We start from the raw sequence: 12,021 nt of genomic DNA, 5'->3' as shown, positions 1-12,021 counted from the left end.
CGGGACGCTAACGAGCGGATGTGAACAATCAGTGACCGGATTGTGACCGTGTCAGGTCGGTCCGGCCGCCGCGCACCGGCCCGTCGCCGTGGTCTGGCGCTTTCCCGGAAAAACGCCCAAATGCCGCGTTAGAGTGACTCGGGAAGCGGAGCGAGGAGCTGGTCGGTGTCCATCGGGAAATTGGTGTCGTTCGACGGGTCACGGGGTTTCGGGTTCATCCGGCCCGACGACGGCGGGCCCGATGTGTTCGTCCATGTCAACGACATCGGCCTCGACGAGGACGAGTTGCGTCAGGGGCGGCTGTTCGAATTCGATGTCACCGAGGGTGATCGCGGCCCCAAGGCCGTCAATCTGACCGCGGTCGGCGCGCCGGCGCCCGCGCCGAAGGCCCGCAAGGACCGGGCCAACGGGCGACTCGGGCAGGAGGAGCTGCGACAGCAGATCACCGAGCTGTTGCTCGAGGCCTCCCCCGCGCTCACGGCGGCCGAGATCATCACCATCCGCGAGCGCTTCACCCTCTTCGCCGACGAACACGGCTGGCTCGACGGCTGAGCGACGCGGCGCCGAGGTCCGCGCCGGTGTCGGCGGGTCGCCCTACGATCGATCCCGCACCGATGAATCGGGCGCGTCCGCGACGTCGACACGGGTGACCCCACCCGCGAGGAGGATCGAATGGATCTACCGGTGATGCCGCCCGTGCGTCCGATGCTGGCCAAGTCGACACCGTCGCTGCCCCGTGAGGCCGGGCTCAGCTACGAGCCGAAATGGGACGGCTTCCGCTGCATCGTGTTCCGTGACGGCGACGAGATCGAACTGGGGTCGCGCAACGACCGCCCGCTCACCCGGTATTTTCCCGAACTGGTCGAGCTGCTGCGCGCGGCGCTGCCCGAGCGCTGCGTCGTCGACGGCGAGATCGTCGTCGTCACCGGTGACGGCCTGGATTTCGACACCCTGCAGCAGCGACTGCACCCGGCGGCCTCGCGGGTGAACAAGCTGGCCGCGGAGACACCGGCCAGTTTCGTCGCCTTCGACCTGCTCGCCGTCGACGATCGCGACCTGACCACCGAGCCGTTCAGCGCGCGCCGCACCGAGCTGGAGAAACTGCTCGACGCGGCACCGGGCCGCATCCACCTCACCCCGATCACCCACGACCCCGAGGTCGCCCAGGACTGGTTCACCCGGTTCGAGGGCGCCGGCTTCGACGGCGTGATGGCCAAGGCCGACGACCTGCCCTATCTGCAGGACAAACGGGTGATGCTCAAGATCAAGCACGAGCGCACCGCCGACTGTGTGGTCGCCGGCTACCGGATGCACAAGGACGGCGAGGGCGTCGGGTCGCTGCTGCTCGGCCTGTTCGACGAGGCGGGCGACCTGCACCACGTGGGCGTCGCGTCCAGCTTCACCGCCGCCCGGCGCCGGGAACTGCTCGGCGAGCTCGCGCCGCTGCGGGAGAACGCTCTGGCCGACCACCCCTGGCGCGACTGGGCCGATGCCGTCGCGCAGGCCGGGGCAGGCGGCAAGATGCCGGGCGGTGTGAGCCGGTGGACCGGCGGCAAGGACCTGTCATGGGAGCCGTTGCGGCCGGAACTGGTCGCGGAGGTGCGCTACGAGCACGTGCAGTCCGGGCGATTCCGGCACGGTGGCAGGCTGGTCCGGTTCCGGGCCGACCGCACCCCCGACTCGTGCACCTACGCCCAGCTCGACGAGGTGGCCCCCGCCGAGCTCGGCGCGATCTTCGGCAGCGACCGATGAGCGCGGCGATCGAGGTCGAGGTCGACGGGCAGGCGCTGTCGATCAGCAATCCCGACAAGGTCTACTTCAGCAAGCGTGGCGAGACCAAGCTCGATCTGGTGCGCTACTACCAGGCCGTCGCCGAGCCGCTGCTCGGTGTCATCGGCGGCAGGCCGCTGCTGCTCGAGCGGTATCCGGACGGCGCCTCGGGCAAGTCGTGGTTCCAGAAGCGGGTGCCCGCATCGGCGCCGGACTGGTTGCGCACCGTCGAGGTGTCCACGCCCAACGGCACCACCAGCGACGCGCTCGTCGCCCACGACCTCGCCCACATCCTGTGGGCGGTCAATCAGGGCTGCCTCGGTTTCCACGTCTGGCCGAATCACGTCCCCGACCTGAAGATCGCCGACGAGCTGCGGATCGACCTCGACCCCTCGCCCGGCATCGGCTTCGACGATCTGCGTCGCGCCGCCGTGCGCACCAGGGAACTGCTCGCCGAACTCGGCATCGACTGCCGCATCAAGACCTCCGGGTCGCGCGGTCTGCACATCTACGCCGCGCTGGAGCCGCGCTGGGACGGCTACGAGGTGCGGGCCGCCGCCGTCGCGCTGGCCCGCGAACTCGAGCGCAGGCACCCGGAGGAGATCACCGCCCAGTGGTGGAAGGAGGAACGCGGCTCGCGCGTGTTCATCGACTTCAACCAGAACGCGCCGCACAAGACCGTGTTCGGTGCCTGGTCGGTGCGGCCCAAGGTCGGCGGCCAGGTCTCGACGCCGATCACCTGGGACGATCTGGACACCGTGGTCCCCGACGAGCTCACGCTGTCCACCGTTCCCGCCCGGCTGGCCGAGCGCGGCGATCCGTGGGCCGACCGCACGCCGCAGTCGATCGAGCCGCTGCTGGCGATGTCGGAACGCGACATGGCGGCCGGGATGATGGACGCGCCGTGGCCGCCGCAGTACCCCAAGATGCCGAACGAGCCGCCGCGGGTGCAGCCGAGCCGGGCCAAGAAGGGCGACTGAGTCAGCGCACCGCGAGACCGTCGACGAGGGTGGTGACCAGTCCGTCGATCCAGGCCTCGTCGAGTGCGGGCCGACCGCGCAGGACGAGCGCGACCAGCGTCGTGCCGAACACCATCTCGATGAACACGCCGAGGTCGACATCGGGTCGCGCCTCGCCGCGGGCGGCGGCCTCGGCCAGCCGGCCGGCCAGGCTGTCCCAGCCCGAGGTGAGCAGGCGGGCGCTGAGTTCCTCCTCGAGCGCGTGATCGGCCATCAGTTCGCTCATCAGGGCGGGCGTGGCCCGTCTGCCCGCCGGTGACCCGACGATCTCGAGGCAGCGTTCCACCACGGCCCGCACCTCGGATCTGAGGTCGGCGGCTCCGGTGGGAGCGGCGACGGCGTCGGACGGATAGACCGCCTCGTGCACGAGGTGGGCCTTGGAGGCCCAGCGCCGCCGGATGGCGGGCACCGAGGTCGCCGCGCGCTCCGCGATCGCGCGGAAGGTCAGGTCGGCATAGCCGACCTCGGCGACGAGATCGCGGGCGGCGGCCAGCACCGCCTCGTCGATGCGGGTGTCCCGCGGCCGCCCGGCGGGCGGTGCCTCACTCACGGTCCCGGCCTCCTGCGTCTCGGTCGCGATCTCGATGTGCGTGCCATTATCGCGAAAACGGAGACGGCACACCGCGCGACTACTTATGTTCCGTGTCACAACGTAATGTAATTGCTGCCCTGGAGCGCTCGTGACATCACCCTTCGCGTCCAGCTCGGTCGCCGAGCTCCTGCTCGCCCGCGCCGAGGACGACCACCCCGCCCTGCTGTTCGGCGACGACGTCCTCACCTGGCGGGACTTCGTCGCCGCGGCCGCCCGCCGCGCCACCGCGCTCACCGAGCTCCGCCGCCCCGGCCCGTGGCACGTCGGCGTGCTGATGGACAACGATCCGCAGTATCTGCTGGTGATCGCGGCCGCTGCGCTGTGCGGGGCGACCGTGGTGGGCGTCAATCCGACCCGGCGCGGCGCGGAACTGGCCGCCGACATCCGCGGCACCGACTGCCGCACACTGCTCGTCGGCGCATCGCATCGGGCCCTGCTCGACGGTCTCGACCTGCCGGACGTCGAGGTGATCGACGCCGAGGGCGAGCGCTACCGGACCCTCGTCGCCGGCAGCGCCGCGTACACCGCGACCCCGCCCGCGGGGCCCGGCCACACGCTGCTGCTGCTGTTCACCTCGGGCTCGACCGGCGCGCCGAAAGCGGTGATCTGCTCCTCGTTCCGGCTCGCCGCCATCGGTCAGCTCAATGTGCACGGCCTGACCCGCGCGGACGTCGCCTACAACGCCATGCCGCTGTTCCACGGCAACGCGCTGATGGCCGCCTGGGCCCCGATCCTCGCCGTCGGCGGCACGTACGCGATGCGACCGCGCTTCTCCGCCTCCGGATTCCGGCCCGACGTGCGGCGCTTCGGCGCCACCTTCTTCAACTACGTCGGCCGGGCGCTGTCCTATGTCCTCGCGCAGCCGGAACATCCGGACGAGGCCGACAACCGGCTGCGGTTCGGCTTCGGCACCGAGGCCTCCACCCGCGACCGCGAGGAGTTCCAGCGCCGCTTCGGCTGCCGGATCGTGGAGTCCTACGGGTCCTCGGAGGGGGTGTGCACAATCCTGCGCACCGAGTCCACGCCGCCCGGAGCGCTCGGCGCGCCGGATCCGGCGATGGGCCTCGAGATCGTCGGCACGGACGGACAGCCCTGTCCGGTCGCCGAATTCGGCGACGACGGCCGTCTGCGCAACGCCGCCACCGCGATCGGCGAGATCGTGGTGCGCGGCGCGGCGGCCCGGTTCGAGGGCTACTACAACAATCCCGGCGCGATGGCCGACAAGGTCCGCGACGGCGACTACTGGACCGGTGACCTCGCCTACCGCGACGCCGCGGGCAACTTCTGGTTCGCGGGCCGCAGTTCGGATTGGATCCGCGTCGACAGCGAGAACTTCACCACCGCCCCGATCGAACGCATCCTCGCCCGCCACCCCGCCGTGGCGACCGCCGTCGTGTACGGCGTCCCGGACCCGCGCACCGGCGACGAGGTGATGGCCGCGCTGCTGCCGCTCCCCGGCCACACCCTCGACCCCGCCGAACTGCACGAATTCCTGGCCGCCCAGCCCGATCTCGGCACCAAGTGGCGGCCGCGCCTGGTGCGCGTCGTCGCGGATCTGCCGCTGACCGGCACCGGCAAGCTCGACAAACAGGCCCTGCGCAGCCAGGCCTGGCACACCGACGACCCCCTGCTGCTCGCCACCGAGACCGGCTACCGGCCCTTCACGGCCGCCGACCGCGCGGACCGTGCGGCCGCGTTCGCCGCCCACGGCCGACAGGCCCTCCTGCCCTGACACCGTTCACCTTCAGAAAGGCACGACCCATGCTCGAACTCGATCGCAGCCACCTCGTCGACTGCATCACCGCCCGGCTCGCGACCACCGAATCCCCGCGCCAGCGCACCATGCTCGAACGCATGCGGGTGCACGCGGCCGCCGAGCGCGACGGCGATCTCGACACCCTCGTCGGCACGCTCGGCGAGGCGACGAACTATCACTTCTGGCAGCTCACCGGCGACGTCGGCCCGAAGACCCGCGCGGGGGTCGCCGAGTACTACCGCGACCTCGTGGAGAACGACGGACACGTGCTCGAGTTCTTCTGCGAACGGATGGTCGTCGACGATCACTGCATCGTCATCGAGGGCAGGCTGACCATGATCCAGCCCGGCGCCCTGATGGTGCGGCATCCGATGGCGGGCGAGTTCGCCCAGGCCGACAAGAACTATCTGCTGCGGATGCGCAATGTGATCTTCTGGTCCTTCGACGAGGACCTGATGATCATCGGCGAGGACTCCTACACCGGCGGCCCGATGGAGATGCGCGTGCTCGAGGACGACGAGCTGCCCGCCGACTTCGCCGCCCTGCGCCAGGCCTGACCGGTACCCCGGCGGCGAGACCCGGCGGTCTCGCCGCCCGGCCTATTCCGTCCAGGGCACCCAGGTGGCCGAGCCCGCCTTGCCCTCGCAGACCAGGGCGTGGTTGTCGGAGGTGCGCCCCGACTTGTCGACCGACGGATCGCAGCCCGCGCCCGCGGCGTAATACGACCCGGACACCTTGAACGGCCCCGACCACGTGTAGTCGCCGTCCTTGCGCAGGCAGAGCAGAGTCGCACCGTCTGCCGCGACGCCGAGCAGTCCCACGCGATCGGCCGAGCAGGCGGCGCCCTTCTCCACGACGGTGCCCACCGGACTCACCACCGGAACCGTCCCCGTGACCGTCGCCGTCGGCGTGCCCTGCGACGGGACGGTGGTCGACACCGCCGTCACGGTGGCGGGCTGCTGAGCCATCGCCGGGACGTCGAGCTCCAGCCCGCCGAACAGCACCAGGCCCGCCGTGGCCACCGCCGCGACCTCGGCGATGCCGATCAGTAACGCGAACGTCGCGATTCCCCGTCCCCGTGGATGGCCGAACGACAGCAGCCCGAAGACGATCGCGATCGGGAACAGCAACACCAGTGCCGCGGCCAGGGCGACCATCGCGTACGGGTTCACCCGCGGCTGCTCACCACGGCCCCCGCCCGACCCGTGCTGCTCGGTGGTCGCGTGCGGCCAGCGCTGCCCGTTCCAGCGCCGTTCGTCGAGCTCCTCCTCGGGGTCGTCGTCCCATTCCTCGTACCGTGCCATCAACCCCGGGTCCCTCTCCGATCCCCCCGGCGCGAAACGAACACCATGCGGCACCGGGTTACGCGACGAGGATAGGGACTCCCGACCCGTCCTTCAGCGCAAACGCGAAATGCGCGGACACCTCACAGGCGGCCGATCCAGGGGTGTGGACGCCGGTAACGAACCCGCAAACACCTTTGCCTGCCGGCCCGGTGCGGGTCCATGCTGGTCATCAGGTGAACCACTGCGCGCAGTCCGAGCCCGCGAGGAGGACACGATGTCCGGCAGCACCACTCCCGCAGACCGGCCGAGCTGGCACGCCCAGGCCGGCGACCTGCTCGCCGACGACTACAACGTGCCGGGGATCATCGCCTGCGGAATCGGCGTCGTCGGCCTCGCCTGCACGCTCGTCGCCGCGGGAACCGGCCACGTCGGCTGGGCCGTGGTCGCCGGCATCGCCACGGCGGTGTTCCTGCTCGGCGGTGTCGGGGCGCTGCTGTTCGAACATCGCCGGGAACAGCGGATCGAACTGTCGTACGGCCGCAGCGGGCACGCGCCGGGGCACATGGGCGCGCAGCGCTACAGCGCGCGCGACATCGCGATGCCGCCGCCGAGGCAGCACGGCCTCGACCCCTAGCCCACCGCGTCCGAGCGCGGTTCCACCGACGGGATGGTCTCGGTGATGACGGTGAGCAGCGTGTCGGTCAGCAGCCGGTGCACCTCGTCCCTGGTGAGGGTGCCCCGGGTGATCCATTCGCGGCCCGCCACTTTCACCATGCCCGCGTAGGCGAGGACCAGTGCGCGCAATTGCGCACTGTGTGCCAGATCGGCGCGCCCGATCATCACCAGCATGCGTTCGGCGGCCGCGTCGTCGGCCTGGTCGAGGATCTGCTGGACCTCGGGATCGTCGCCGACGCCCTCGTGGCTGGTGACCTTCACCCAGGTGGTGCCGTGTTCGACGATGGTGTCGAGCAGCCAGGTGACGATGGCGTCGACCCGCTCGCGCGGGGAGCCCTCGGGGATGGTGACCTTCTCCGGCCGCGGCAACGTCACCATGCGGCGCACGACGGCCAGATACAGGTCGCGCTTGTTGCCGAAGTAGTGGTTGATCAGCCCGCGCGCCACCCCGGCGCGCTGGGCGAGTTCCGCGGTCGACACCGCCGCGTACGGGCGTTCACCGAACATGTCGATGGCACAGGCCAGGATCTGCGCGCGTCGCTCGTCGGGTTCGAGCCTGCGCCTGCGCGGCGCGTCTGCGGTATCGGTGTCGAGCGGGGAAATCGGGCTGCTCCGTCGGGTTCGGTGGCCACCGCGCGGTTGCGGCAGCGGTCCACCACGATACCCAGCGGGTCCGCTCGACGGCCAATGAGACAATGAGTGTCGTCCCCCGCTCCCGCACGAAGGAATGCCGCGCGCCCCGATGACCGAGAACACGATCGATCCGGACGAGTTGGCGACCTGTCTGCGGGTGCTGGAACAGGCCGGACGGCTGGAGAAGGAGCACCCCGATTCCATCGCGGTGCAGCGCGCCGTCGGGCACATGTTCAAAAAGCTCAAGCAGCGCCGCCGGATCGAGGCGCGCGAGCAGGTCGCCTCCGCCGATCGCGCGGTCATCGCCGCCACCGCCACGGGCTCGCCGCAGCGCATCGACGACGAGACCGCGGGCATCCCGATCAGTTCGGCGACCACCGGCGCCAGCGCGGGCACCCTGCTGCGGCCGCGGCCCTGCTACATCTGCAAGCAGCGCTACACCCAGGTCGACGCGTTCTACCACCAGCTCTGCCCCGAGTGCGCGGCCGCGAGCCACGCCAAGCGCGATGCCCGCACCGACCTCACCGGCAAGCGCGCGCTGCTCACCGGCGGCCGCGCCAAGATCGGCATGTACATCGCGCTGCGCCTGCTGCGCGACGGCGCCCACACCACCATCACCACCCGCTTCCCCAACGACGCGATCCGGCGCTTCGCCGCGATGGAGGACAGCGCCGACTGGCTGCACCGGCTCCGCATCGTGGGCATCGATCTGCGGGATCCCGCCCAGGTCGTCGCGCTGGCCGACGACGTGGCCGCGCAGGGCCCGCTCGACATCCTGATCAACAACGCCGCGCAGACCGTGCGCCGCTCGGCAGGCGCCTACAGTGCCCTGGTCGACGCCGAGTCCGCGCCGCTGCCGGTGGGGGCGCTGCCGGAGATGGTCACCTTCGGCAAGACCATGCAGGCCCATCCCACCGCGCTGACCGCCTCGCTGACGCCGTCGCTGTCGGCCGCCGATGTCGCCGAGCTGGCGCTGGTCGCCGGATCGGCCACCCCCGAGCGGATCGCGGCGGGCGTGGCGATCGACGCGGGTGGGCTGGTCCCTGATCTCGCGCACACCAACAGCTGGGTGCAGACGGTCGCGGAGGTCGACGCCACCGAGCTGCTCGAGGTGCAGCTGTGCAATTCGGTCGCACCGTTCATCCTGGTGTCGCGGTTGCGCCCGGCGATGGCCGCCGCGGCGGGGCGGCGCAAGTACGTCGTGAACGTCTCCGCGATGGAGGGCCAGTTCAGCCGCGGCTACAAGGGGCCGGGCCACCCGCACACCAACATGGCCAAGGCCGCGCTGAACATGCTGACCCGCACCAGCGCCCTGGAGATGTTCGAGGCCGACTCGATCCTGATGACCGCGGTCGACACCGGCTGGATCACCGACGAGCGCCCGCACTACACGAAGGTGCGGCTGGCCGAGGAGGGCTTCCACGCCCCGCTGGATCTGGTCGACGGCGCCGCCCGCGTCTACGACCCGATCGTGCAGGGCGAGAACGGCGTCGACCTGTACGGCTGCTTCCTCAAGGACTATCGCCCGTCGCCCTGGTGATCGCCGAAGCGATGCCGAACCGGAATGTTGATCATGATTCCGGGGGAACGCGCGGGTCCCTATCCTGGAGGGGTGCCGTACCGGGTGTTGGCCGATCTGATCGCCGTCACCCACGTCGCGTTCATCGCGTACGTGGTCGCCGGCGGTTTCCTGGCGTGGCGGTGGCCCCGGACCATCGGCGTCCATCTGCTCGCGGCGTCGTGGGGATTCGGCACCATCCTCATCGGCTTCGACTGCCCGTTGACCTACGCCGAGAACTGGGCACGTAGGCAGGCCGGGCTGGCTCAGCTTCCCGAGGCCGGGTTCATCGACCACTACCTGACCGGGGTGATCTATCCGGACAGCGCGCTCGGCCTGGTCCGGCTGCTGGCCGCGGTGGCGGTACTCGTGTCGTGGGTGGGCTACTGGCGACTGGCGCAGCGCCACCGCAGGCTCAGCTCAGGTGCCGCATGATCTCCCCGGCCACCTCGGCGGGTCGTTCGTCGAGGTAGAAGTGCCCGCCGGGGAAGGTCCGCAGGCGGAACGGCCCGTCGCTCATCGCGCGCCACCGCTCGGCCTGCTCGACCGTGGTGGTCGGATCCTCGGTGCTGACGAGGGCGAGAACCGGGCAGGTCAGCACCGGGCCGGGTCGATGCGCGTAGGTCTCCACCGCTTGGTAGTCCGCGCGCAGTGCGGGCAGGACGAGATCGGCCAGGCCGGGCTCGGTGCGCAGCAGCCGTACGGGGGCCGGGTCGACGGCGAGTCGTTCCAGGTCGTCGATGAGAGCGTCGTCCGAGGCCAGGTGCAGGCGCCCGGTGTCGACGTGGGTCGGGTCGGGGCGACCGGAGACGATCAGGGCGGCGGCGGGTTCGCCTGCGGCGGCGAGGCGGCGGGCGGTCTCGTAGGCGACCGTGGCGCCCATGCTGTGTCCGAACAGCACGCGGGCCGGTCCCGGCCGGCGCAGCAGGTCCTCGGCGATCCGGTCGGCCAACTCGTGCAGATCCGTGATCACCGGATCGGCGAGCCGGTCCTGACGGCCGGGATACTGCACCGCGGTCACCTCGACACCGGCGCCGAGGTGCCCCGCGAGCGCCCGGTAGGCGGGCGCCGATCCCCCACCGGGTGGGAAGCAGACGAGCCGACGGCGGGCCGCCTGATCGGCCCGCAGTACCCGAAGCCATTCCGTCGCAGCGGTATTCACGCTGATCCCACGCTCCTCACCCGATGTCGGCGCCGCTAGGCTGGTCCAGGTGACCACCGCGCGGCAGCTCGTGCACGCCTACGAGGCCGGACTGGGCCGCCCCCTGTCGGCGGCGACCGACGAACCCGATCCCGGTGCCCGGCTGGCGGCCACGCTACCGGTGTGGGCGCTGGCCGCCGGATCGGTGGCGGCCGCGGCGGAGTCGGCGAACCGGTTTCGCGCGGCGGCGGGCCTGGCGACCGTGCCCGTGCGCCTCGATCCCGACCGGATCGCCGCGGCGTTCGGCAGCGAGCGGCTGTTCCGGCGGGACGGCCGCGCGCCGTCGGTGTTCGCGGAGCTGTCGGGCTTCTTCCGCGCCCGCGACGGCTGGATCCGCACCCATGCCAACTACCCGCACCACCGCGCACGCCTCACCGCCGCGATCGGGCTGTCCCCCGACGTCACCGCCGACGCCGCGATCGCCCGGTTCGCGAGCATGTCCGCCGCCGAGATCGAAGAACTCGCCACCGCGGGGGGCGCCGTCGCGGTGCGCGTGCGCACGGAGGATGAATGGGCCGCGAGCCCGCCGGGTGTCGCCGCCGCCGCGGGACCGCTCGTCGCGATCAGGCCGTCGGAAGGCACCGATGCCGACCGGGCGCGAGCGGCCATCCACTTCCGGCACGCCGCTGGCGCGGGGACCCCGGCATCGTCCCTCGGTCCGCCGAGCGCGCCGACACGCCTTCGGAGCGGGACCGTCGCCCAGCCGCTGCGGGGAGTGCGCGTCCTCGATCTCACCCGCGTCCTCGCCGGACCGGTCGCCACCCGGACCCTGGCGCTGCTCGGTGCCGACGTGCTCCGCATCGATCCCCCCGGGCTGCCCGAGATCGAATGGCAGTTCCAGGACACCTGCCAGGGCAAACGCTCGACCCTGCTCGATCTGCGCACCGATCCCGTCCTGTTCGCCGAGCTGCTCGCCGCGGCCGATGTGCTGGTGACCGGCTACCGGCCCGGGTCGCTGGCCGCGGCGGGCGTCCGCACGGACGATCGTCGCGGCCTGATCCACGCGCGCGTCTGCGCGTGGGGCGAGGCCGGGCCCTGGGGTGCGCGGCGGGGGTTCGACAGCATCGTGCAGGCGGCGTCGGGCATCGCCCTCCTCGAAGGCGGACCCGACCGGCCCGGCGCGCTTCCCGCGCAGGCGCTCGATCACGGCTCCGGCTACCTGCTGGCCGCGGGCGTCATGGACGCGCTCCGCGCACGATGGGCCGACGGTCTCGGCCGCGAGGTCCGTGTGTCCCTGGCCCGCACCGGCGCCTGGCTCCTCGCCGCCGGACACCGCGACGCGGACCACCCCGCCGCCGCACCACCCGACCCGCACTCGGCGACCATCCACGGCGAGGTGACCACCGCCGCACCGGCCTTCGCCGACTACCCCGACTACTCCGCGCCCGCGCCGCCCTACGGTTCCGCGCAGCCCTTCTGGCCCGAGTACTCCGCCTGACCACGCTGCCGCGTCTCCCCACCGCGCGAATGCTCCAGGTGCACACACCATTTCGCGGCACGGCCGTGCGTGGCGGCGCGAGTCGCGCCGAAT

General features: G+C 71.6%; 13 protein-coding genes. 9 read left to right on the top strand and 4 right to left on the bottom strand.

Annotated elements, in window-relative coordinates; translation table 11 throughout:
• Window positions 1–165 precede the first annotated feature (165 nt).
• From AB0H56_RS21230 to ligD, 3 genes are all read left to right on the top strand, one after another.
• A complete protein-coding gene (locus AB0H56_RS21230; protein WP_232998739.1) occupies window positions 166–552 on the top strand; it encodes a cold shock domain-containing protein in 387 nt (128 codons plus the stop codon).
• A gap of 120 nt (window positions 553–672) precedes the next feature.
• Window positions 673–1,752, top strand: a complete 1,080-nt coding sequence (locus AB0H56_RS21225) for an ATP-dependent DNA ligase (RefSeq protein WP_357165826.1) — start codon at window positions 673–675, stop codon at window positions 1,750–1,752.
• Window positions 1,749–2,750: a non-homologous end-joining DNA ligase gene (ligD, locus tag AB0H56_RS21220; protein WP_357165823.1), complete on the top strand. Its 1,002-nt coding sequence runs from the start codon at window positions 1,749–1,751 to the stop codon at window positions 2,748–2,750. Before AB0H56_RS21225 ends, ligD begins: the two co-directional genes overlap by 4 nt.
• Before the next feature lies 1 nt (window position 2,751).
• Here ligD and AB0H56_RS21215 read toward each other — a convergent pair whose 3' ends face one another.
• Entirely contained in the window at window positions 2,752–3,339 is a 588-nt protein-coding gene (locus tag AB0H56_RS21215; RefSeq protein WP_357165820.1) for a TetR/AcrR family transcriptional regulator, read from the bottom strand.
• A 130-nt stretch (window positions 3,340–3,469) separates the two neighbouring features.
• Here AB0H56_RS21215 and AB0H56_RS21210 point away from each other — a divergent pair, with 130 nt between their 5' ends.
• Complete coding sequence (locus AB0H56_RS21210) at window positions 3,470–5,113, top strand: AMP-binding protein (protein ID WP_357165817.1); 1,644 nt, start codon at window positions 3,470–3,472, stop codon at window positions 5,111–5,113.
• Window positions 5,114–5,142: 29 nt separating this feature from the next.
• Window positions 5,143–5,694, top strand: coding sequence for a hypothetical protein (locus tag AB0H56_RS21205; protein WP_357165814.1), 552 nt, complete (start codon window positions 5,143–5,145; stop codon window positions 5,692–5,694).
• 42 nt (window positions 5,695–5,736) lie between these two features.
• Here the strand turns inward: AB0H56_RS21205 and AB0H56_RS21200 are convergent, their stop codons facing one another.
• Complete coding sequence (locus AB0H56_RS21200; RefSeq protein WP_357165811.1) at window positions 5,737–6,441, bottom strand: hypothetical protein; 705 nt, start codon at window positions 6,439–6,441, stop codon at window positions 5,737–5,739.
• Between the two features lie 256 nt (window positions 6,442–6,697).
• Between AB0H56_RS21200 and AB0H56_RS21195 the strand changes: the two genes are divergently transcribed.
• Window positions 6,698–7,057, top strand: coding sequence for a hypothetical protein (locus tag AB0H56_RS21195; RefSeq protein ID WP_357165808.1), 360 nt, complete (start codon window positions 6,698–6,700; stop codon window positions 7,055–7,057).
• Here the strand turns inward: AB0H56_RS21195 and AB0H56_RS21190 are convergent.
• A complete protein-coding gene (locus AB0H56_RS21190; protein ID WP_357165805.1) occupies window positions 7,054–7,605 on the bottom strand; it encodes a TetR/AcrR family transcriptional regulator in 552 nt (183 codons plus the stop codon). The two genes, AB0H56_RS21195 and AB0H56_RS21190, sit on opposite strands and share 4 nt — an antisense overlap.
• 235 nt (window positions 7,606–7,840) lie before the next feature.
• On the opposite strand from AB0H56_RS21190, the gene AB0H56_RS21185 reads away from it, so the two are divergent.
• Window positions 7,841–9,271: an SDR family NAD(P)-dependent oxidoreductase gene (locus AB0H56_RS21185; protein ID WP_357165802.1), complete on the top strand. Its 1,431-nt coding sequence runs from the start codon at window positions 7,841–7,843 to the stop codon at window positions 9,269–9,271.
• Between the two features lie 72 nt (window positions 9,272–9,343).
• Window positions 9,344–9,724, top strand: a complete 381-nt coding sequence (locus AB0H56_RS21180) for a DUF2784 domain-containing protein (protein WP_357165799.1) — start codon at window positions 9,344–9,346, stop codon at window positions 9,722–9,724.
• Here the strand turns inward: AB0H56_RS21180 and AB0H56_RS21175 are convergent.
• The gene (locus AB0H56_RS21175; protein ID WP_357165796.1) at window positions 9,705–10,451 is read right to left on the bottom strand and encodes an alpha/beta fold hydrolase; all 747 of its coding nucleotides are present in this window, start codon (window positions 10,449–10,451) and stop codon (window positions 9,705–9,707) included. The two genes, AB0H56_RS21180 and AB0H56_RS21175, sit on opposite strands and share 20 nt — an antisense overlap.
• A gap of 49 nt (window positions 10,452–10,500) precedes the next feature.
• Between AB0H56_RS21175 and AB0H56_RS21170 the strand changes: the two genes are divergently transcribed.
• Entirely contained in the window at window positions 10,501–11,928 is a 1,428-nt protein-coding gene (locus tag AB0H56_RS21170; protein WP_357165793.1) for a CoA transferase, read from the top strand.
• Window positions 11,929–12,021: the final 93 nt, after the last annotated feature.

Origin of the sequence: Nocardia sp. NPDC050717 (genome assembly GCF_040654275.1) — a bacterium.
In the GTDB taxonomy this organism is placed as follows: domain Bacteria; phylum Actinomycetota; class Actinomycetes; order Mycobacteriales; family Mycobacteriaceae; genus Nocardia.
The sequence above is the reverse complement of the archived record's forward strand: the minus strand, read 5'-3'. Positions and strand labels throughout refer to the sequence as shown.